Below are 21,485 nucleotides of genomic sequence, written 5' to 3' on the forward strand. Positions count from 1 at the left end.
CCGGACCGCTCCGCTCAGTGCACACCTTGCGCCCGCTCTACACTGGGCGCTCCCGGCACCGAGGAGTCCGCTGTGGACAGTGAACACGACCAGGGGCGGCCCGGCGTCCGCCGCCGGACGTTCCTGCGGATCGCGGGGGTCTCGGCCGCCGGTGCCGTCGCCGCCGCGTGCGGGCCGGAGAACCCCGCCGCCCCGGTCGCCTCGACCGCTCCGGTGGACACGCCGTCGGCCCCGCCGAGCACCCGGCTGCCCACGGGGCCACCGAACTGGGACGACCTGCGCCCCCGGCTGACCGGCAGCCTGCTGCGTCCGGGCGCCGACAGCTACGACACCGCCAAGCACGGCTTCAACCAGCTGTTCGACGGCAACAACCCGGTCGCCGTCGCGACCGTGGCGAACGCCAAGGACGTCCAGGCCTGCCTGCAGGCGGCCGCCGGACGCGTCGCGATCGCCGCGCGCAGCGGCGGCCACAGCTACGCCGGTTACTCGGTGCCGGTGGGCGGGCTGGTCGTCGACGTGGCCGCGCTGAACAAGGTCGACGTCCAGGGCGGCAAGGCGGTGATCGGCGCCGGCGCCAAGCTGGCGGACGTCTACGCCGGGCTGGCGCGGGCCGGGCGCGCGCTGCCCGCCGGGTCGTGCCCCACGGTCGGGATCGCCGGGCTGACCCTCGGCGGCGGCATCGGCGTGCTCGCCCGCAAGTACGGCCTGACCTGCGACCACCTGAGCTCCGCGCAGGTCGTCACCGCCGACGGCCGGACGCTCACCGCGTCCGCGACTTCCGAGCCGGACCTGTTCTGGGCGCTGCGCGGCGGGGGCGGCGGCAACTTCGGCATCGTCACCGAGTTCACCTTCGACACCGATCCGGCGCCGCCCGCGCTGACGGTGTTCTCGCTGCGCTTCCCGGCCGGGGCCGCGAGCGGCGTGCTCGCCGCGTGGCAGCAGTGGATCGCCGCGATGCCGCCGGAGCTCTGGGCGAACCTGGTGCTCTCGGGCGGGTCGCCGGTGCAGTGCCGCGTCGGGGGCTGCTACGTCGGAGGCTCGGCCGGGCTCACCACGCTGCTGAACAACCTGACCGCCAACGCCGGTGCCCGGCCGACGCAGCGCGTGGTGAAGACCCTGGACTACCTCGGCGCCATGAAGTACTTCGAGGGCAGCTCGAACCGCCAGTCGTTCGTCGCCTCCTCGCGGATGATCACCACCCCGGTCGACGCCGCGAAGGTCGTCGCGGTCGCCGAAGGCCAGTCGGGCATGGACCTGCTCATCGACGGTCTCGGCGGCGCGGTGGCCGGGCCGGCCAAGGACGCGACCGCGTTCTGGCACCGCGACGCGCTGGCCAGCATCCAGGTCTACGCGCCCGCGACGGCGAAGACCCGGACGAAGGTCACGCAGGCGGTCGGCGACGTCGTCGCGGGACTCGCCGCGGCCGGCGCGGGCGGCGGGTACGTCAACTACATCGACCCGGCCCTGCCCGACTGGAAGGCCGCCTACTACGGCGACAACGCCAAGCGCCTGCAGGACGTCGCGAACAAGTACGACCCCAACAACGTCTTCCGGTTCGGGCAGGGCGTGGTCAGCTAGAGGTCGATGCCGGTGAAGACGGTGACGCGTTCCTCCGTCAGGTCGTGCATCGCGGCGAGCACGCCTTCGCGGCCGACGCCGGAGCCTTTGACGCCGCCGTAGGGCATCTGGTCGGCGCGGTAGGACGGGACGTCGCCGATGATCACGCCACCGACCTCCAGCTCGGCCGACGCGTGGAACGCCAGCTGGATGTCGGTGGTGAAGACCCCGGCCTGCAGGCCGTACGCCGATGCGTTGACCGAGCGGAAAGCCTCGTCCACTCCGTCCACAACGGACACCGCGAGGACCGGGCCGAAGATCTCTTCGGTCCAGGCCTTGGTGTCCGGCGGGACGTCGGTGAGCAGTGTCGGGGCGACGGTCGCGCCGTCGCGGGTGCCGCCGGTGAGCACCTTCGCGCCCCCTTCGACGGCTTCGTCGATCCACGCGACGATCCGCTCGGCGGCGGCTTCGTCGACCACCGGGCCGACGTCGGTGGCGCGGTCGTACGGGTCGCCGGTCCGCTGCGCCTCGACGGCTTCCACCAGCGCGGGCACGAACTCCTCGGCCACGGCGGCGTCCACGATCACCCGCTGCACCGCGATGCAGGACTGGCCGGCCTGGTAGTTGCCGAAGGTGGCGATCCGGTGCGCGGCGCCCTCGGGGTCGGGCCAGTCGCGCAGCACGACGGCCGCCGCGTTGCCGCCGAGCTCGAGCACGACGTGCTTGCGCGGCGCGGCGTCCTTGAGCGACCAGCCGACCGGGCCGGAGCCGGTGAACGACACGACCGGCAGCCGCGGGTCGGCGACGAGCGCTTGCGTCTGCTCGTTTCCCAGCGGCAGCACGGAGAAGGCGCCTTCCGGCAGGTCCGTCTCGGCCAGGATTTCACCGAGGATCAGCGCCGACAACGGCGTCCGCGGGGCCGGCTTGACGATGATCGGCGCACCGATCGCCAGCGACGGCGCGACCTTGTGCGCCACCAGGTTGAGCGGGAAGTTGAACGGCGCGATGCCGAGCACCGGCCCGCGCGGGACACGGCGGGTCAGCGCCAGCCGGGCCTCGCCGGCGGGATCGGTGTCGAGGCGCTGGACTTCGCCGGTGAAGCGGCGGGCTTCCTCGGCGGCGATGCGGAACACCGACACCGCGCGCTTGACCTCGGCTTCGGCCCACTTGAGCGGCTTGCCGTTTTCGGCGGTGATCACCTCGGCGATTTCCTCGGCCCGCGCGGCGAGCACGCGGGAGACGTGGTCGAGCGCTCCCGCGCGCAGGTGCGCGGGGCTGTGCCGGAACGCCTTGGCGACCGCGGCCGCGGCGGCCACCGCGCGTTCGACCTGCTCCGGCCCGGGCACGGCGACCGTGGCGACCTCGCTGCCGTCGTACGGGTGGTGCACGACGAGGGTGGTGGCGCCCGGCTCCGGGCGGCCGGCGATCCAGGCGGGACGCGGCTCGGGGGTGATCATGTCCATGCGTACCAACGTAATCCGGCCGGGGGCGCGACCGGTGGACCCCCACCCGGACGGGTCACGGCTTGAGCACCGTCAGCGTTTCGCGGCCGGCCGGCTCCAGGGTGCCGACCGTGACAAACGGCGGAGGTGCGGGGGCGGTTTCGCGCCTAGATTCCGGTCATGACCACTCGCGCGTTCGGTGCCCTCGCCACCGGGCCACGCCGCCCGATCCTCACGGCCGTGGTGTTCGCGGTGACCCTGGCCTGCGGCATCGCGCAGCTGGTGCACCCGCCGCTGTACGACGCGATGCACCGTGACGCCGCCCGCATCGACGCCGGCGAGTGGTACCGCCTGCTGACCGGCATGTTCTTCCAGGACGGCTGGGCGTTCGGCCTGACGTCGAACCTGCTCTGGCTGGCGTTCTTCGGCACGCTCGCCGAGCGCGTGTTCGGCCGCGTCCGCTGGCTCGTCCTGTACTTCGGCTGCGGCCTGTTCGGCCAGGTCATGAGCTACCGCTGGCTCAACCCGGCCGGCGCGGGCAACTCGATGTGCGTCGTCGGCCTGATCGGCGGCCTGGCGGCGGTCGCCATGGTGGCTTCTCGCCGCTACGGCGTGGTGCTGCCGATGCAGTTCCGGGTCATCGCCTTCGCCGCGCCGGTGCTGGCCGTGGTGGACACGCTGGTGCACGACAACCACGGCCTGCCGCTGCTGCTGGGCCTGGCGCTCGGCTTCGCCCTCCTCCCGCCGGTCGTGAGTGGTAAGGCGAGTTAGAACGCGCCTTACCACTCACGACCGGCTGCGGTAGAGGTCGCGCAGCAGGAGGACTTCGGCGCAGTGGTGGATCAGCTCCCGGTGGATGTGCAGCACCAGGGTCGCCATCGGGTACTCCGCGTACGGCCCCTCCGCCGGCCCGCACGGCCGCGCCAAGCCCGCCTCGTCCAGTGTCTGCACCCCGGCGACCCACTGCGCGTAGAACTTGTCGAGTTCGGACAGCGCCTCGGCGGCGGTCCCGGGGTAGGGATAGGTCTCGTAGCCGATCGGCGCGCCGCCGAAGTGCGACGCGATCCGCGCGCCCAGCACGCCGACGAGGATGTGGCCGAGCCGCCAGGCGATCGTCGTGACCGGCGGCGGCGTCGGCTCCGGGAAGGCGAAGTCGATGGTGAACGGGCCGGTGCCGGGTTCGTCGTCCGACTTCCTCGGCCGCACGGTCCAGCAGCCCGCGACCGGTTCCCAGAAGTACTCGTCGTCGGTGAGCCCCTCGAGCTTCCGGTGCACCAGGAAGTTCCAGTGGAAGTCGAGCTGATCGGTCAGTTCCTTCGTCCAGTTCACAGCCATACCGGGCACCGTAGGCCCGATCGAGGACAGGGACCGCCCTGAATCCCGGGTGACCCGGCCCACCTGGGACGATGGGGGCCTATCCCACCGTCGCAGGAGGTCCTCAGGTGCCCAACCCCACCGGTCCGGTTCTCGTCGTGGACTTCGGGGCGCAGTACGCGCAGCTGATCGCCCGGCGCGTCCGCGAGGCACAGATCTACTCGGAGGTCGTCCCGCACAGCGCGTCCACCGAAGAGATCCTCGCCAAGAACCCCTCGGCGATCATCCTCTCCGGCGGCCCTTCGAGCGTGTACGCCGAAGGTGCCCCGGGCATGGACCCGAAGCTCACCGAAGCGGGCGTGCCGATGTTCGGCATCTGCTACGGCCACCAGCTGCTGGCCAGCGCGCTCGGCGGGGTCGTCGAGCCGACCGGGGTGCGCGAGTTCGGCCGCACCGAGGTCCGCGTGACCGGTGACGGCGGTGTCCTGCACGCCGGCCTGCCCGCGCACCAGCCCGCGTGGATGAGCCACAACGACAGCGTCACCAAGGCCCCGGAGGGCTCGGTCGTCACGGCGTCTTCGGACGGCGCCGAGGTCGCCGGCTTCGAGGACGTCGAGCGTCGCTTCGCCGGCGTCCAGTACCACCCGGAGGTCGCGCACTCGCCGCACGGCCAGGAGGTGCTGCGCCGGTTCCTGCGGGACATCGCCGGCATCGAGCCGCAGTGGACGACGTCGTCGATCGTCGAGGAGCAGGTCCAGCGGATCAGCGACCAGATCGGCGACGGCCGCGCGATCTGCGGCCTGTCCGGCGGGGTCGACTCCGCCGTCGCGGCCGCGCTCGTGCAGCGCGCCATCGGTGACCGGCTGACCTGCGTGTTCGTCGACCACGGCCTGCTGCGGGCGGGCGAGCGCACCCAGGTCGAGCAGGACTTCGTCTCCGCCACCGGGGTCAACCTGGTCACCATCGACGCGCGGGAACGCTTCCTCGACGCGCTGGCCGGCGTCACCGACCCGGAGCAGAAGCGCAAGATCATCGGCCGCGAGTTCATCCGCGTGTTCGAGCAGGCCGAGCGCGACCTCAAGGCCGCGGGCGACTACCGGTTCCTCGTGCAGGGCACGCTGTACCCGGACGTCGTCGAGTCCGGCGGCGGCGAAGGCACGGCGAACATCAAGAGCCACCACAACGTCGGCGGCCTGCCGGACGACCTGCAGTTCGAGCTGGTCGAGCCGCTGCGGCTGCTGTTCAAGGACGAGGTCCGCCGCGTCGGCCTGGAGCTGGGCCTGCCCGAGACGATCGTGCAGCGCCAGCCGTTCCCCGGCCCCGGCCTGGGCATCCGGATCATCGGCGCGGTCGACCAGGAGCGGCTCGACACCCTGCGTGCGGCCGATCTGATCGCGCGGGAGGAGCTGACGGCCGCCGGGCTGGACCGCAGCATCTGGCAGTGCCCGGTGGTGCTGCTCGCCGACGTCCGCAGCGTCGGCGTCCAGGGCGACGGCCGGACCTACGGTCACCCGATCGTCCTGCGGCCGGTGTCGTCGGAGGACGCGATGACCGCGGACTGGACGCGCCTGCCCTACGAGGTCCTCGAGCGGATTTCCACGCGCATCACCAACGAGGTCCCGGAGGTCAACCGGGTGGTCTTGGACGTGACGTCCAAGCCGCCGGGCACCATCGAGTGGGAGTGACCTCTCCCCGGACAGGGCTCGAGGCCCCGGCGTGGGATCCGGGGCCTCGAGTGATCCGGTGGCTCAGCGCCGCCGCTTGCTGCCGAACGACGCGGTGAGGAGCAGCAGTCCCACGAAGACCGCCCCGCCGGCGACCACCCAGCGGAAGTCGAACGACGGCAGCCAGCTCGCGCCGTCCGAGAGGACGTACGCCGACACCAGCAGGGTCGCGACGCCGAAGATCAGGGTGATGACGTCCACGCCGCCGCGCTTGGCGGGCTGGGTGCCGGCCGGATCGTCGTAGGCGTAAGGGTTCTGGTCAGTCACGCCGCACCTCCACGTCGCCCACGTTGTTCGAGACCTTCAGGGTGATCTTCTGGCCGCCGACGCCGTCGGGGCCGTTGTCCGTGCCGATCAGCGCGGCCTCGCCGACGCCGTCGTTCTTGCGGCCGAAGCACGACGTCTCGCCGGCGCCGGTGTGGCAGTCGAAGGTGACGTCCGCGTTCTCCGGCACGATCACCGTGGTGTTGCCGGCGCCGTTGGACACGGTCGTCGAGTACGGCGCTCCGGCGGGCAGCTCGGTCAGGTCGAGGTTGATATCGCCCGCCGCGTGCTGGTACAGCGGCTTGAGCTCGGCCAGCGACTGCGGGACCGGGCTGATGTCGCCGAGACCGCCGCGGACGTCGAAGTTCTTGAACGGCGCCGCCGTCAGGACCAGCCCGGCGATGGCAAGGGGGATCGCGAGCCCGATCAGGCCGCGTCCGCCGCGGGCGAACGCGCCGGCGACCAGGCCGATCCCGACCACGCCGAGCACCAGGCCGACGATGTGCTGCGCGTCGAACCAGGTGGCGCCGTTGAGGCCGGCCAGCACGGCCGCGCCGGCGGTCACCACGGCCAGCGCGAACGTCGCGGAGCCGACCTTCGACCGGGGACGCCGCTGCGGCGCCTGGTACGACGGTGGTGGGGGCGGCGTGGGCCGCGGCTCCGGGGCGGGCGGAGCGTCGGGAAGGTCCCAGCCGGCCGGGTCGGCCGCCAGGGGATCCCAGCCGCGCGCCGGCGAAGGCGCCTCGGCGGTGTCGGTCATGGTGAAGGCTCCGTTTCCGGTGAAGGCCGGGTACGAGGTCCGCGCGGCGACGGGCGCGGGGCGGTTCTCGTGGCCGCGGCTGCGGTGCAGCAGGTAGAGCGCGGCGGCGATGAGGGCGCAGCTGATGAGCCCGCCGCCGTCGAACCACGACCCGGTGATCGAGCCCCCGGCGCTGACGACGGTGAAGATCATGAGCACGACGGCGAACGCGGGCGACACCGACGACCGGCCGCGCCCGATCAGGCTTTCGAAGCCGGAGACCTCGTCGCTTTCGCCGGGCAGGAACAGCCACCCCAGCAGGTAGAAGGGAACGCCGAAGCCGCCGAAGATCGTCGTGACCACCAAGGCGATCCGCACGACGACGGGATCGATCCCGTAACGCCGCCCGATGGCGGCGGCCACCCCGGCCAGCTTCCGCCCGGAGTGCGGCCGCCGGGGCCGGCTGTTCCAGAAGTCCTTGACGGTCTCCTCGAAGCCGTTCAGGACACCCGGCTTCGGCGACCGGGTTTCGCTCGCACCACTCATACCGAGAAGCATGCGCCACCTGCGACGGCGGGACATCCGGGATGGTCCCTGAGGTTTCCCGGAGGGGACACGGGGGTCGCGTTCAGCGGCGGAAGCCGCCTTCGGAGCGGATCGTCCGGCCGGTGATCCGGTCCGCGTCGGTCGTCCCCGCCGCACTGATTCCGGATCAGGGGTTTCCCCGATGGAACCGCACCCCGGTGCGTGTGACCATGGACGGCGTGCAGGAGTCCCTCGACCACGTCACCGCCGAGCAGGCGATCGCGGCCACCACGACGGAGTCATTGGCGCCCAAGATGTTCCGGCGCCGGTCCGGGCGGGCCATCGCCGGCGTCGCCGGGGGGCTCGCCGATCACCTCGGTGTGCCGGTCGTCTGGGTGCGGACGGCCTTCGCGCTGCTCGCCGCGCTCAACGGCGCCGGGCTGCTCGCCTACGGCCTCCTCTGGGTGTTCGTCCAGCAGCAGTCCGAAGAAGCCGCGGAGCCGCCGACCCAGAAGGAACGCCAGCAGGCGTTCGGGCTGATCGCGCTGGGCGTCGGCCTCGCCGTCGCCAGCGGGACGCTCACCGGGTTCATCAGCGGCTGGGTCGCGGTGCCCCTGGCCGTCGCCATGATCGGTGCCGCGGTCGTCTGGCGCGAGGCCGACGAGTCGCAGCGCCGCCGCTGGAAGGTCGGCGCGAAGGACGGCTTCGCCGGGGCGTTCCTCGGCGGGGGCGGCTGGTCGGCCGCCATCCGGATCGTCGCCGGCGTCGCGCTGGTGATCACCGGCATCGGCGTCGTCGTGCTGCGCAGCGGCAGCCTCGACCAGGTCCAGTTCGCGCTCATCGCCGTCACCGCCACCCTGATCGGGGTCGCCGTGCTGACCGTGCCGTTCTGGCTGCGGCTGGTCCGCGACCTCTCCGACGAGCGCAAGGCCCGCATCCGCACCGACGAACGCGCCGAGATCGCCGCCCACCTGCACGACTCCGTGCTGCAGACCCTCGCGCTGATCCAGAAGCAGAGCGAACAGCCCCGCGAGGTCGCGCGGCTGGCCCGCAGCCAGGAGCGCGAGCTGCGCGGCTGGCTCTACGGCCCGAACGGCTACGGCAAGCCCGCCGAGAACGTCGAGGAAGCGACCGGCCAGCTGTCCGAAGCGCTCGCGACGGCGTGCGGCGAGGTCGAGGACACCTTCGCGATCTCGGTCGGCCAGGTCGTCGTCGGCGACGCCGAGCTGGACGAATCGCTGGTGGCGCTCGTCCAGGCCGCGCGGGAGGCCATCGTCAACGCGGCCAAGCACGCCGGCGTCGACGAGGTCAGCGTCTACGCCGAGGTCGAGCCGACGGCGGTGACGGTGTTCGTCCGCGACCGCGGCAAGGGCTTCGACCCCGACCTCGTCCCGGACGACCGCCACGGCCTCGCCGACTCGATCCGCGGCCGGATGACCCGCCACGGCGGCACGTGCAAGGTCCGGACGGCGCCGGGCGAGGGCACCGAGGTGCAGCTCGCCATGCCGGTGAAAGCGGGCAAGGGAGCGGCGTGAGGCGGCTATGCTCGACGACGTGACGGACAACCAGCGTGAACCGGTCAAGGTCTTCCTCGTCGACGACCACGCGCTGTTCCGCGCGGGGGTGCGTACCGAGCTCGACTCGATCACCGACGAGGTCCGCGTGGTCGGCGAGGCCGGTTCGGTCGCCGAAGCGGTGGCCGGCATCGCCCGCACGAAGCCCCAGGTCGTGCTCCTCGACGTCCACATGCCCGACGGCGGCGGTGCCGAAGTGCTGCGCCGGGTCCGCCCGGAGCTGCCGGACGTGGTGTTCCTGGCCCTGTCGGTGTCGGACGCGGCGGAGGACGTCATCGCGGTCATCCGCGCGGGCGCCCGCGGCTACGTGACGAAGACGATCTCGTCGAAGGAGCTGGTCCGCGCGGTGGTCCGCGTCGCGGACGGCGACGCGGTGTTCTCGCCGAGGCTGGCCGGCTTCGTCTTGGACGCGTTCGCCGACCGCCCGGGTTCGGCGCCGATCAACGACCCCGAGCTGGACCTGCTGACGCCGCGCGAGCGGGACGTCCTGCGGCTGCTGGCGCGCGGGTACGCGTACAAGGAAATCGCGTCGGAGCTGTTCATCTCGGTGAAGACGGTGGAGACGCACGTGTCGAGCGTCCTGCGGAAGACCCAGCTTTCGAACCGCTACGAGCTCTCCCGCTGGGCCTCCGACCGCCGTCTCGTCTAAACCCGTTCCATGACCGGCGCCGCCGCCGGCACGCGCTTCGGGAGCCGCGTCAACGCCACGCCGCCGAGCACGACCACCATCCCCGCGATCACCCGCAGGTGCAATTGCTCGCCGAGGAACACCGCCCCGAGCAGCACCGAAACCACCGGCAGCAGGTACCCGACCACCGAAGCCGCCACCGCGCCCTCGCTGGCCAGCAGCTGGTAGTTCAGCGCGAACGCGATCCCGGTCGACCCGATGCCCAGCACCAGCACCGCCAGCAGCGGTCCCGCGGAAACGTGCACCGGCGCGAACCCGCCCGCCGGCAGCGCCAGCACCAGCATGCCGCTGGCCAGCACCATCTGGCCCGCCGAAGTCGCGTACGGCGACACCGCCGGGTCCGACAGGTACTTGCCCTCGTAGACGAACGCGAAGCCGTAGCTCGCCGCCGCCGCGAGGCAGCCCAGCGCACCCCAGCTCAGCAGGCCCGACGCCTGCCACGGGGCGAAGATCAGCAGGATCCCGCCGAGTCCGGCGACCAGGCCCGCCAGCCGCGGCCCGGTCATCCGCGACGACGTCCCCATCAGCGGCGCGGCGAGCAGCACCCACAGCGGCGTCGTCGAGTTGAGGACCCCGGTGATACCCGAATCGACCGTCGTCTCGCCGATCGCGAACAGCAGGAACGGCAGCGCGTTGTGGAAGAACGCCGCGACCGCCAGGTGCCCCCACGTCCGGCGGTCGCGCGGGAGCCGGGCCCGCTGCAGGCGGCACAGCACCAGCAGCATGGCGGCGCCGAGCACCAGCCGCGCCAGCACCAGCTGGACCGGCGAGAACATCCCCAGGCCCAGCTTGATCCAGAAGAAGCTCGAGCCCCACATCAGCGCCAGCGCACCGATCCTGAGCAGGGTCTTCGTCTCGCCCACCGCAGTCCTCCTTCGACAGCCAAGGTCAGCTTCACCCGGACCAGAAGTAAGGACAAGCGAAATTAACTGCAGGAACACTTAAGCCAAGCTGTACGATCGGGGCATGCTCGACGTCCGCCGCATGCAGGTCCTCCGTGCCGTCATCACCAGCGGGTCGATCACCGCCGCGGCCCGCAACCTGGGCTACACGCCGTCCGCGATCAGCCAGCAGCTGTCCACGCTGGAGCGCGAGGCCGGCACCGAACTGCTCGAACGCGTCGGGCGCGGCGTCCGGCCGACGGCGGCGGGTGCGCTGCTGTGCGAACACGCCGAGACGCTCAGCACCGAGCTCGCCAAGGCCGAGGCGGCGCTGACCGAGCTCAAGGAGGGCCGCACCGGCCGCGTCACCATCCGCTACTTCGCCACGGCCGGTGCGTCCTTGGTCCCACCCGCCATCGCCGCGGTCCGCCGCGAGCACCCCGGCGTGCGCCTCGACCTCAAGCTCGTCGAGCCCGACGACCCGATGGTCGACGTCGAGACGGGCCACGCCGACGTCGCGATCACCGTCTTCCCCCGCCGGACGCCGCCCGCCAAGGGGGTCGAGCTGGTGCACCTGCTGGACGATCCGTACCGGGCCGTGCTGCCGAAGACCCACCCGCTGGCGCGCAAGCGCGTGCTCGACCTGACGGACTTCGCCGAGGAACCCTGGGTCGGCGTCGACGGCCTGCCCGGCATCTGCCGCAACATCCTGGACAGCGCGTGCGCGTCCGCCGGGTTCACACCGAACGTCGTCGTCGAATCCGAGGACTACCAGACGGCGCAGGGGTTCGTGGCGGCCGGCATCGGCGTCGGCCTGATCCCGGAGCTGGGGCTCGGCGCGCAGCACCCCGGCGTCGTCGTCCGCAGGATCCGCAACCCCGAGCCCTTCCGCGCGATCCACGCCGCCGTCGCGTCGCGCGCCTGGGGCCAGCCGGCCGTCCGCACGCTGCTGGAAGCGATGCGCGCGGCGACCGCGAAGGTGGCTTAGACGAAGAACAGCTCGGTGACGAGGATGCCGACCAGCACCGCGGCGAGGATCGCGGCCACGGTGACCAGCGTCTTCTTCGACACCGGCAGGTTCCACGCCTCGGCCTGCTGCGCCGCCGCAGCGGGCGGCGGCGCGTACTGCGGCGCCTGAGGAGCCGGCGGGACCGGCGGGATCTGCTGCGTCGCCCCCTGCGCGTAGCCGGGCGGCGGCGTCATCGGGTACTGCGGCTGGAACTGCGGGCCCGACGCCATCGGCGGCCCCTGAGGCGGCATCGGCGGGGCGCCCTGCGCCGTCGGCCAGCCGACGGGCATGGTCGGCATCGCCGGCGCGGTCGGCGGGATGAACGCCGTTTCGCGGCCTTCGGTGATCGCCTTCAGCGAGTGGACGGTGTCCGCCATCGTCGGCCGGGTGGTCGGGTCCGCGCGCAGCATCTTGCGCAGCGCCTCGGTCAGGACGCCCGAGTTCTGCGGCGGGCGTTCGGACGACTGGCCGTCGTCCCCGAACGGCGGCACGCCCTCCACGGACGTGTAGAGCGTCGCGCCGAGGGAGAAGACGTCCGCGGCCGGCGTGCCCGGCAGCCCGCGGGCGACCTCGGGCGCCACGTACGCCGGGCTCGGCCCGCCGCCGCTGATGCCGATGTCGGTGAGCTTGACGCCGCCGTCGTCGGCCAGCAGCACCGTGCCCGGCTCGAGGGTGCGGTGCACGAAGCCGGCCCCGTGGATGGCGGCCAGCGCGTTCCCGAGCTGGATGCCCAGCAGCGCCGCCTGGTCGGGGGTGAGCCGGCCGTGCTCGGCGAGGAACGTCGCCATGCTGCGTGACGGGATGTACTCCATCACCAGCCAGACGTCCTGGCCGTCCGGCAGCACGTCGAACACCTTGATCGCGCACGGGTGCTCGATCCGGGCCGCGTCCTTGCCCTCCTGCATGGCGGCGGCACGCGCTTGCTCGGCGCGCTCGCCCGCACCGACCGGCAGGTACATCCGCTTCATCGCGACGGTGCGGAACAGCCGCGTGTCGAACGCCAGCCACACGATGCCCGCGCGGCCGCGGCCGATCGGCTGGTCCAGCCGGAACCGGCCGCCGACGATGGTGCCTTCAGAACTCAAGTCGGTCCTCGATTATCCGTTGGCCGGCGGCTGCGAAGTCGATTGAGGTGGGGAGCTGGGAGGGGAGGACGATGCCGGCGGCGACTCGGACTCCGACGGTTTCGTCGGCGTTGTCGTCTTCGGGGTCGTGGTCACCGGCGTTTCGGTCGGCCGCGACGTCGTGGCGCGCTTCGACGACGAGGTCGTCTCCGACACCGGCGGAGGCACCTCCACCGGGGTGAACGAGTCTTCGGTCGTCGGCGGCTCCGACGACGACGTCGCGGCGGGCGACGACTTGGTGCTGGGCGCCGGCGCGGCCGGCGCCTCCGGGTTGTTCGGGCTCAGCAGCCAGACGACGAGCGCGACCAGGCCCACGACCACGACGCCGCCGATGATCGCCGGGCGCTTCCACGCGCCGGGCTTGCCGTCGTCCTCGTCGACCGGGCTCAGCTGGGGCCGCGACCGGGCCGGGGGCGGCTCGGGATCGTCGTCGTAATCGTCGTAGTCGTCCTCGTACCCGCCCTGCTCGTGCGGCGGCACCGGCACGGCGCGGGTCGCGGCCAGGCCGGGCGGTACGCCCCCGGCGCCGTGGTGGTCGTCCTCGGGGTAGCGGCCGTACCCGTCGTAGTCGTCCTCCGGGTAGCCGGTGCCCTCCGGGTAGTCGTCCTCGTCGTAGAACGGCACGGCTTGCGTTGGGGCCCCGCCGCCGCTGAGCAGCGTGCCCGAGTGACCGGCGGGGATCTCGTCGAACATCTGCGTCGCGTTCGGGTCGGCGACGGCGGCCGCGCCGAGGACGCCGGCGGACGGCGCCATCATGGTCTCGTCCGCGGGGCCGCCGAGCGGGGTCTCGCCACGGGCGACGGCGGCGAGCAGCTCCTCGCACTCCTCGGCGGTCGGCCGGTGCTCGGTGTCCGGGTGCAGCAGCACCGCCAGCACGCTGGCCAGCGGCCCGGACTGGCGCGGCGGGTTGATCTGCCCGGCCGCGACCGCGTGCAGCAGGCTCAGCGTGTTCTCGGACAGCCCGAACGGCGGCTGGCCCTCGCACGCCGCGTAGAGCGTGGAGCCGAGGGAGAAGACGTCGGACTCCGGGCCCGGCTCGCCGCCGATGGCGACCTCGGGGGCCAGGTAGGCGGGGGTGCCGGCGATCATCCCGGTCTTGGTGACCGTGACGTCGTCCTTGGCCCGCGAGATGCCGAAGTCGGTGATCTTCACGGTGCCGTTGCCGCCGAGCAGGATGTTGCCCGGCTTGATGTCGCGGTGCACGATCCCGACCGCGTGCGCCTCGCGCAGCGCCGCGGCGACCTGGGCGCCGATGCGCGCGACCTCGGTCGGCGGCAGCGTGCGGCGCTCCTGCAGCACGGCGGCCAGGCTGGTGGAGTTGAGGTACTCCATGATCAGGCACGGCTGGCCGTTGTCGTCGGTGACGACGTCGAAGACGGAGATCGCGTTGGGGTGGTGCAGCCGGGCCGCGATCCGGCCCTCGCGCATGGTGCGCTGCCGGGCGTCTTCTTTGTCGTGCTCGTCCAGGTGCGGCTGGAGCAGGAGCTGCTTGATGGCCACGGTGCGGCCCAGGACCTCGTCGTGCGCCTGCCAGACGGCCCCCATCGCGCCCGTGCCGATCCGGCCGACGATGCGGTACCGATCGGCGACCAGACGACCCTCGTCGCTCACGCGACCTCCCTTTGGGCTCCGGCTTCACCAGGGCGTGCGGATCGGTGCCTGGTGAGGCGGCCACGAGCACGCCGCTGGGCTGGAGCGTATGCACATGTCGTGGGCTCTGAGCCGGCTTTTCCGAGACCGGCCCGTGACAAGGCTAGGCGCTCACTCTGCGCACACGAATTCGGCACGGGCACTTGAACCAGGGGTGAAGGGGTGGTCGCGGTGGGCTACATGTACTGGGCCGAGACGAGCTCGGCTTCGGTGATCAGCCCGCCGCTGTCGGCGACCCGGAACAGCTGGGTGACGCGCACCAGCGCGCCGTCCGGCCGGTGCAGCGTCGCGACCGCGAGGATCGAGCCGTCCGGCTTGATCTGCGTGTCGGCCTCCTGGACGTCGATGGCGTCCATCGCGCTCCAGGTGCGGACCAGCTCGCCGGCCGTCCCCTGGACCAGGGCCGGGCTCAGCAGCGCCAGCGCGCCCGCCGAGTCGCGGGCGATCTTGGCGTAGAAGTCCTTGACGGCCTGGATCTTGCGGCTCGCGCTGCGGGCGTCGGCGGCCTGGTCCGGCACCGGGGTGTCGGCGGCCGGCGTCGGCTGGGTGCGGGGCTTGCCGTTCGCCGGCTGGGTGGCCGGCGTGTCCTCGGGGTGGGCGCCCGGCGTCGCCGGGCTGCGCCGCTCCGGCGCGCTGCCGCCGGCCTGGTGCTGCGGGACGGCGAGGCCACCGAGCTCGGCCGCGCCGGTGAACCCGGCGGGCGTGGACTGCCCGCCGGGGGAGGCGGCGCGGTGGGCGCTGGTCAGCATCGGCGCGGCGATCACGGCGCCGGCGACGAGCGCGCCCGCGGCGACGAGCCCGGTCAGCTTCGCGCGGCGCGCGAACCGGCTTTCCGGCTCGCCGGCGTCTTCGGCCTGCGCCGGCTCGCGGGCGGGCTCGGTCCGCGACGGCAGGAATCGCTGCGGGTCGCGGAAGACCTGCTCGAGGTGGTCCCGGTCGGCGTCGGCGACGCCGTCCAGGATCTCGGCCGGGATGACGTCCTCGACGCGGACGGCGTGGGGTGACTCACGCCGTGTGCGCTGCCGATCAAGCACGAAAGTCCTCGCTCTGGGTTCCGGTGACGGTCACTCGGCCGTTCGCCGGGCTCCCGTTGGTCCGGTCGGCCGACTCGTGGCCGGTCTTTGGATTCACTGTCGGATTCGCTGTCGTCAGGTAACCCTGTGCGGACGGCGACCACCAGGCTCTGTCGCCGGAATGCCGTCGCAATACGACGAGCGGCAACTTATGTCACCCACCCGGACCAGGCATAACCGCTCGGCGCACCGCACGTGCATCAGAACGGGCGAACCGCACGTGCAGGTTCGGCTACTGACCGTCAGCCGTGATCTTGTCGCCGTCGCCGAAGGTCAGCGTGCGCTCCTCGACGGTCTTGGTGCCGTCGGTGTGGGTGACCTCGACGGTGTTGACCGTGACGCCCCGCTGCTGGTCGATGCTGACCTTCTTGACTTCGAAGTAGGCGATGCCGGCGTACCGCTCGGCGAGCGCCTGCGGCCCCTGGTCGTGCAGGTGGCCGGTGGTCACCGACGACGCCGCGGACGGGTCGGTGGTGACGGTGTTGAAGAACTTCTCCGAGTTGTCCCCCATGGTCTGGGCGTCCGGCGGGAAGGAGTACCACCACGGCGGCTTGACCGGGGTTTCGCGCTGGGCGGGCGTGACCGGCGGTTTGCGGGGGCTCGCGCCCGGGCCGGCCGGGCCGGTCTTCACCGTGTCCGGGGTGGTGGTGGTGCTGCGGGCGGGCGGGGGAGCCGCGCCGTCGACCGGCCCGGCACCACCGCGCTGGGTTTTCTCGGGCGTGTTCTCCGGCTGTGACGCGGATTCCGGCCCCGGCGCGGCACCGCCCTGCGTCGGCGGCCGGTGCTCGCCGGTGGGGTCGGCGATCGTCGGCACGCCCTGGTAGCCGGGCCAGGAGCCCTGCACGGCCTGGTCCACGGGCGGCTTCCCGACCAGGAAGGAGCCGGCGCAGAGGAGGCCGACGACCACGGCACCGGACGCACCGGTGGCGAACCAGGCCGCTTTCCGCCACGTCTTCGGTGGCGTCACCGAGGCGGGAACGGACCCGATCGTGAAGCCCCCCAGGCCGTCGAGGGGAGGGGCGGAGTAGATGCGGACGTCGTCCTCGTCGACGTCCACACACCGAGGCGCGGGCGCGGCCAGCGAGACGCGGGTCCGCCGGGCGGCCAGATCGGCACGGCTTTCGGCGGCCGGCGACTCGTCCGCGCCGGGCTCGAGGTCGTCGTCATCGAAGGCATCGAGCGGGAGACTGCCGTGCGCGGCCGGGAAGAGCGGCGACGAGGGCCGCCGGTCCCGCGGCTGCGGCAGCGACGGCAGCGACGGCTGCGGAAGGGGAAGGCACCCGGACACCGGCGGATCGGCCGGCGCGGACCCGGCTTCGGTGGCGCGGCGCCGGAAAGGGCGGTTGCCCGCCTCCGGCGATCCGGGCGGGTAATGCCGCAGGGGGTGGAAGTCACCTTGGGGGGAATCGGCGGGCGCGTAGTGCGGCCAGGAACAGGTGCCGCCTCCCGACGGCTCGCCCACCCCGCGGTACCGCAAGGCATACGAACCACTCTCCGCCGCCTCACCGGAACCGTGGTGCCGCAACGGAAGCGAGCCCGGCTCCGGCGTGTTCCCGGCCGCGTGGTGGCGCACCGGGCGGTGCTGGGGCAGCGGTGGCGTCCAGCTCTCCGCGCCACCGCGCCGGTGCCGCCCGGGATGCGCGGGCGCTCCGGCGTGCCCGTGGAACTCCGTGCCTTGGCTCATGTGGGCTCGACCACCCGGCGGTGCGGTCCTGACGCCATCCGGCGGCGAGACGACCCGATCGGAGCACCCTCACGCGCGGAATCCTGTTCGGAATCCTGCGCAAATGCACGCGCACGCGACTGGAGACGCGCGGGGCCAGTGCCCCCGCGCGTCTCGCGGGCATCGCCCGACCCAGACGCAAGGGTCCTCACGCCGTCAACCCTAGGAGCATCCGGCGGAGAAAGTCGCCCCCAAACCTGCAAGTTGCAGAGGTTTCACTCGGTCGGGCGCGACCGAACGGGCGATGGTGACGCTGCGAAGTTTCACGCAGCGCCATCGGCCCTGATCAGGGGTTTCAGCCTCCCGTGCGGTAACGGTCCCGCGTGGACTGCAGCGCCTTCGTCGCCACCACGCCGCTACCGGCGGCGACGATGATCGCGAAGATGTCCAGCGTCGGTCCCCCCGCCGTGAGCAACCAGGCGAACAGCGAAGCCGCGGTGGTACCGCCGGCAACGGCCCACCTGCTCTTGACGTACTGCGCGACCGGAGCGCCTCCGGCCCGCTTACCCGCCGCGTTGTTGAGCAGCGCCAAATACCCCACATGGCCCAGCGCGGCCAGCACGCTCGCGAGCGCGACGATGACGGCGATGAGGTTCACGAGCCAGTCCATGGGCCCCAGTCTGCCCGCACCGGGGCCGCCGGTGCCTCGGGGAAGTCCCCGAATTCGGGTAACCGTTACCGGCCGAGCCGCCCGCGGCCCAGGTTCAGCAGCGCCATGGCCAGCTGCCGGCCGTCCGGGCCGAGTTCGCGGTAGCGCGCGAGCACGTCCATCTCGCGGTTGTAGACGATGCGCGTGCCCCCGGCGGCCATCCGCGCGGCCCCGATCGTCTTGGACACCTCGACCCGGCGTTTGACCAGCCGCAGGATCTCCTTGTCCAGCCAGTCGATCTCCTCCCGGAGCGCCGAGATGTCGTCGCCCGCGGGGGTGTGCTCGGCGGGCTGGCCGTCGGCGTTCGTCGCGTGTGCGTTCATCGGGACCTCTTCCTCGAAGCCCGGACCCGGCCCCAGGGACGGCGACAGCCCCGGGTCCGTGGACTCCGGGGCTGGCGTGATGGCGGTTCGGGCACTACGCGATCACGGGAGCCGGAGTCCGGATCCCGTAAAAAAATCGCTTCGCGTGGCGCCGCATGCGCTCAGTATGGCACAGCGGCACGCGGCCGCTCCCGGACCGAGCGCACCCGCGCGTGGACCAAGAGGCTCACCCCGAGCCAGAACACCGGGAACGCCGGCCAGAAGAACCCGGCCCCCAGCACCGCCCACCGGACGACCAGCAGCACGGCGATCGCGACCCCGACGGCGAGGTGGACGCGCAACGCGGGGTGGCGCCGCAGCGCCTCCCGGGTCAGCGGGAAGCCGGGGGACGGGGGCACGGGCCGCGGCAGATCGGTGGTGAGCGCGGCGAGTTCGTAGGTGAACTTCGCGGAGTAGACGCGGCTGAGGCGTTCTTCGACCTCGTCGAGGGTGAGCCGGCCTTCGGCACCGGCGGTCTGGACGGTGGTGGCGACGCGTTCTCGATCGGCGTCGGCGGCCCGGATGCGGGCGGAGCTGGTGTCTTCCATGTCCACCGATGCTCCGCGCGTGGCGCCCGCGGCGCGTCGGGTGGCAGGCGACATCCGGCGCTACGCCCACCGCCGTAGCCGCTCGCGCCGGAGGCACCGGCTCGCGTCGGCACGCTGTGCCGCACTTCCACCCACCCGGGGTAGCGTGGACGCACGATGGACACCCTCTTCGATCTCCCCGCCGCGACCCCTGTGCGCAAGCCCGCCGCCGGCGGGCAGGCCGAGCTGCTCGACGACCTCAACCCCGCCCAGCGCGAAGCCGTCACCCACGCCGGTGGCCCGCTGCTGGTGGTGGCGGGCGCGGGATCGGGCAAGACCCGGGTGCTGACCCGCCGGATCGCCTACCTGCTCGGCCAGCGCCGGGTGCACCCGGGCGAAATCATGGCGATCACGTTCACCAACAAGGCCGCCGCCGAAATGCGCGAGCGCGTCGCCGCGCTCGTCGGGCGCCGCGCGAACGCCATGTGGGTGTCGACGTTCCACTCCATGTGCGTGCGGATCCTGCGCCGTGAAGCCAAGATCCTGGACATGTCGTCGAGCTTCTCCATCTACGACTCCGACGACACCAAGCGGCTGATCACGTTGGTGGCGCGGGACCTCGACATCGACCCGAAGCGCTACGCCGCCCGCACGCTCGCCGTGCACATCTCGAACCTGAAGAACGAGCTCACCGACCCGGAGACGGCGGCGGCGAACGCGGGCAACGACCTCGAGCGCCGCGTCGCCGAGGTCTACGTCGAGTACCAGCGGCGGCTGAACCAGGCCAACGCCTTCGACTTCGACGACCTCATCATGCGCACGGTCTCGCTGCTGCAGGCGTTCCCGGACGTCGCCGAGTACTACCGGCGGCGCTTCCGCCACGTGCTGGTCGACGAGTACCAGGACACGAACCACGCGCAGTACACCCTGGTCCGCGAGCTGGCCGGGACCGCGCCGAACGAAGCGGGCGTCGAGCCGGCCGAGCTGGTCGTCGTCGGTGACGCGGACCAGTCGATCTACGCCTTCCGCGGCGCGACGATCCGCAACATCGAGGAGTTCGAGCGGGACTTCCCGAACGCGCACACCATCCTGCTGGAGCAGAACTACCGCTCCACGCAGACGATCCTGAACGCGGCCAACGCCGTGATCGAGCGGAACCCGAACCGGCGGGCCAAGCGGCTGTGGACGGACGCGGGCGACGGCGAGAAGATCGTCGGCTACGTCGCCGACAACGACCACGACGAAGCCGCGTTCGTCGCGGGCGAAATCGACGCGCTGGCGGAGAAGGGCGAAGCCGACTACTCCGACGTCGCCGTCTTCTACCGCACCAACAACCAGTCCCGCGTCTTCGAAGAGATCTTCATCCGGCTCGGCCTGCCGTACAAGGTCGTCGGCGGCGTGCGGTTCTACGAGCGCCGCGAGGTCCGCGACATGATCGCGTACCTGCGCGTGCTGGCGAACCCCGAGGACACGGTGAGCCTGCGGCGCGTGCTGAACGTGCCCAAGCGCGGCATCGGCGACCGCGCGGAGGCCGTCGTGGCGACGCACGCCGAGCGCGAGCGGATCTCGTTCGCGGCGGCGTTGCGGGACGCGGTCGAGGGCAAGGTGCCGTTGCTGAACCCGCGCTCGGTCAAGGCGATCAGCGGGTTCGTGGCGCTGCTCGACGAGCTGGGCACGCTGGTTTCGGACGGTGCCGAGGTGCACGACGTCCTGGAAGCGGTGCTGGAGAAGACCGGCTACCGCGTCGAGCTCGAGGAGTCCGAGGACCCGCAGGACCACACGCGCGTGGAAAACCTCGACGAGCTCGTCACGGTCGCGCGGGAGTTCACCGAGATCACCGCCGCGGTCGTCGCGGACGAGAACGCCGAGCTGGTCGTCGAGGAGGGCGTCCCGGCGCCGGGCTCGCTGCCGGCGTTCCTGGAACGCGTTTCGCTGGTCGCGGACGCCGACTCGGTGCCTTCGCCCGACGGCGGCGACGAAGGCGACGGCGGCGCGGGCGTGGTCACGCTGATGACCGTGCACACCGCGAAGGGCCTGGAGTACCCGGTGGTCTTCTGCACCGGCTGGGAGGACGGCGTCTTCCCGCACATGCGGGCGCTGGGCGACCCGACGGAGCTGGCCGAGGAGCGACGGCTCGCGTACGTCGCGATCACGCGCGCCAGGAAACGGTTGTACGTCTCGCGCGCGATCACGCGCTCGGCGTGGGGCCAGCCGTCGATGAACCCGGCTTCGCGGTTCCTCGACGAGCTGCCGCCGGACCTGGTCGACTGGCGGCGCCTGGAGCCCTCCAGCAGCGGCTTCGGCTCGTTCGGTTCCGGTTCGCGCGGCACCCCGCGGGCGGCGACCACCTGGGGCGGCCGGCGGTCTTCCGCGCCGTCTTCGTCGGGCACGCCGTCGTTCGGCAAGGGCTGGAAGGACACGGTGGCGCTGAAGCTGGACGTCGGCGACCGCGTCAGCCACGACAAGTACGGCCTCGGCACGGTGATCTCCTGCGACGGCGTCGGCCCGCGGGCCACGGCCACGATCGACTTCGGGGCGGCGGGCAAGGTCCGGCTGATGCTCATCGGCAGCGTCCCGATGGTGAAGCTCTAGCTGTGATGTCCAGGGAGGTTGGTCAGCCGGGTGACCGGCGGCTTGCCGCCGGTTGAGCTGTGGGGTCG

19 protein-coding genes are annotated in these 21,485 nt (G+C 72.4%); 7 read left to right on the forward strand and 12 right to left on the reverse strand.

Translation table 11 applies throughout. The features are described 5' to 3' along the window. Positions 1-72: 72 nt before the first annotated feature. Positions 73-1,578 (forward strand): FAD-binding oxidoreductase, encoded by a 1,506-nt coding sequence (locus C2L58_RS38130; protein ID WP_103342476.1) that lies wholly within the window; start codon positions 73-75, stop codon positions 1,576-1,578. Here the strand turns inward: C2L58_RS38130 and C2L58_RS38135 are convergent. Continuing rightward, entirely contained in the window at positions 1,575-3,020 is a 1,446-nt protein-coding gene (locus tag C2L58_RS38135; RefSeq protein ID WP_103342477.1) for an aldehyde dehydrogenase family protein, read from the reverse strand. The two genes, C2L58_RS38130 and C2L58_RS38135, sit on opposite strands and share 4 nt — an antisense overlap. A gap of 159 nt (positions 3,021-3,179) precedes the next feature. Between C2L58_RS38135 and C2L58_RS38140 the strand changes: the two genes are divergently transcribed. Beyond that, the gene (locus C2L58_RS38140) at positions 3,180-3,770 is read left to right on the forward strand and encodes a rhomboid family intramembrane serine protease (RefSeq protein ID WP_103342478.1); all 591 of its coding nucleotides are present in this window, start codon (positions 3,180-3,182) and stop codon (positions 3,768-3,770) included. Positions 3,771-3,785: 15 nt separating this feature from the next. Here C2L58_RS38140 and C2L58_RS38145 read toward each other — a convergent pair whose 3' ends face one another. Continuing rightward, positions 3,786-4,334, reverse strand: a complete 549-nt coding sequence (locus tag C2L58_RS38145; protein ID WP_103342479.1) for a DinB family protein — start codon at positions 4,332-4,334, stop codon at positions 3,786-3,788. 107 nt (positions 4,335-4,441) lie between these two features. On the opposite strand from C2L58_RS38145, the gene guaA reads away from it, so the two are divergent. Continuing rightward, positions 4,442-5,998, forward strand: a complete 1,557-nt coding sequence (gene guaA / locus C2L58_RS38150) for a glutamine-hydrolyzing GMP synthase (RefSeq protein WP_103342480.1) — start codon at positions 4,442-4,444, stop codon at positions 5,996-5,998. 63 nt (positions 5,999-6,061) lie between these two features. Here guaA and C2L58_RS38155 read toward each other — a convergent pair whose 3' ends face one another. Both C2L58_RS38155 and C2L58_RS38160 read right to left on the reverse strand, forming a co-directional pair. Continuing rightward, the gene (locus C2L58_RS38155; protein ID WP_103342481.1) at positions 6,062-6,304 is read right to left on the reverse strand and encodes a hypothetical protein; all 243 of its coding nucleotides are present in this window, start codon (positions 6,302-6,304) and stop codon (positions 6,062-6,064) included. After that, entirely contained in the window at positions 6,297-7,586 is a 1,290-nt protein-coding gene (locus tag C2L58_RS38160; RefSeq protein WP_103342482.1) for a PspC domain-containing protein, read from the reverse strand. Before C2L58_RS38160 ends, C2L58_RS38155 begins: the two co-directional genes overlap by 8 nt. Before the next feature lie 209 nt (positions 7,587-7,795). On the opposite strand from C2L58_RS38160, the gene C2L58_RS38165 reads away from it, so the two are divergent. Both C2L58_RS38165 and C2L58_RS38170 read left to right on the forward strand, forming a co-directional pair. Continuing rightward, entirely contained in the window at positions 7,796-9,100 is a 1,305-nt protein-coding gene (locus C2L58_RS38165; protein WP_369904307.1) for an ATP-binding protein, read from the forward strand. A 7-nt stretch (positions 9,101-9,107) separates the two neighbouring features. Further along, positions 9,108-9,788, forward strand: a complete 681-nt coding sequence (locus tag C2L58_RS38170) for a response regulator (RefSeq protein WP_103342484.1) — start codon at positions 9,108-9,110, stop codon at positions 9,786-9,788. Here the strand turns inward: C2L58_RS38170 and C2L58_RS38175 are convergent. After that, positions 9,785-10,690 (reverse strand): DMT family transporter, encoded by a 906-nt coding sequence (locus C2L58_RS38175; RefSeq protein ID WP_103342485.1) that lies wholly within the window; start codon positions 10,688-10,690, stop codon positions 9,785-9,787. The two genes, C2L58_RS38170 and C2L58_RS38175, sit on opposite strands and share 4 nt — an antisense overlap. Positions 10,691-10,793: 103 nt before the next feature. Here C2L58_RS38175 and C2L58_RS38180 point away from each other — a divergent pair, with 103 nt between their 5' ends. After that, positions 10,794-11,696 carry a LysR family transcriptional regulator gene (locus C2L58_RS38180; protein ID WP_103342486.1) on the forward strand — a complete coding sequence of 301 codons (903 nt, stop codon included), beginning with the start codon at positions 10,794-10,796 and terminating at the stop codon, positions 11,694-11,696. Here the strand turns inward: C2L58_RS38180 and C2L58_RS38185 are convergent. The 7 genes from C2L58_RS38185 to C2L58_RS38215 form a co-directional block, all read right to left on the reverse strand. Continuing rightward, complete coding sequence (locus C2L58_RS38185) at positions 11,693-12,802, reverse strand: serine/threonine-protein kinase (protein WP_103342487.1); 1,110 nt, start codon at positions 12,800-12,802, stop codon at positions 11,693-11,695. The genes C2L58_RS38180 and C2L58_RS38185 overlap by 4 nt on opposite strands. A gap of 12 nt (positions 12,803-12,814) precedes the next feature. Beyond that, complete coding sequence (locus tag C2L58_RS38190; RefSeq protein WP_103342488.1) at positions 12,815-14,452, reverse strand: serine/threonine-protein kinase; 1,638 nt, start codon at positions 14,450-14,452, stop codon at positions 12,815-12,817. 215 nt (positions 14,453-14,667) lie between these two features. Beyond that, a complete protein-coding gene (locus tag C2L58_RS38195) occupies positions 14,668-15,525 on the reverse strand; it encodes a hypothetical protein (RefSeq protein WP_103342489.1) in 858 nt (285 codons plus the stop codon). A 271-nt stretch (positions 15,526-15,796) separates the two neighbouring features. Continuing rightward, a complete protein-coding gene (locus tag C2L58_RS38200) occupies positions 15,797-17,248 on the reverse strand; it encodes a hypothetical protein (protein WP_233226171.1) in 1,452 nt (483 codons plus the stop codon). Between the two features lie 334 nt (positions 17,249-17,582). Then, positions 17,583-17,897 carry a hypothetical protein gene (locus C2L58_RS38205; RefSeq protein ID WP_013222708.1) on the reverse strand — a complete coding sequence of 105 codons (315 nt, stop codon included), beginning with the start codon at positions 17,895-17,897 and terminating at the stop codon, positions 17,583-17,585. A 65-nt stretch (positions 17,898-17,962) separates the two neighbouring features. Further along, a complete protein-coding gene (locus tag C2L58_RS38210) occupies positions 17,963-18,259 on the reverse strand; it encodes a chorismate mutase (protein ID WP_103342490.1) in 297 nt (98 codons plus the stop codon). Positions 18,260-18,420: 161 nt separating this feature from the next. Continuing rightward, entirely contained in the window at positions 18,421-18,846 is a 426-nt protein-coding gene (locus C2L58_RS38215; RefSeq protein WP_103342501.1) for a DUF1707 SHOCT-like domain-containing protein, read from the reverse strand. A gap of 156 nt (positions 18,847-19,002) precedes the next feature. On the opposite strand from C2L58_RS38215, the gene pcrA reads away from it, so the two are divergent. Continuing rightward, on the forward strand, positions 19,003-21,417 hold the full coding sequence (gene pcrA, locus C2L58_RS38220) for a DNA helicase PcrA (protein ID WP_103342491.1): 2,415 nt from the start codon (positions 19,003-19,005) through the stop codon (positions 21,415-21,417). Positions 21,418-21,485: the final 68 nt, after the last annotated feature.

The sequence above is a fragment of the Amycolatopsis sp. CA-126428 genome (assembly GCF_002904335.1).
In the GTDB taxonomy this organism is placed as follows: domain Bacteria; phylum Actinomycetota; class Actinomycetes; order Mycobacteriales; family Pseudonocardiaceae; genus Amycolatopsis.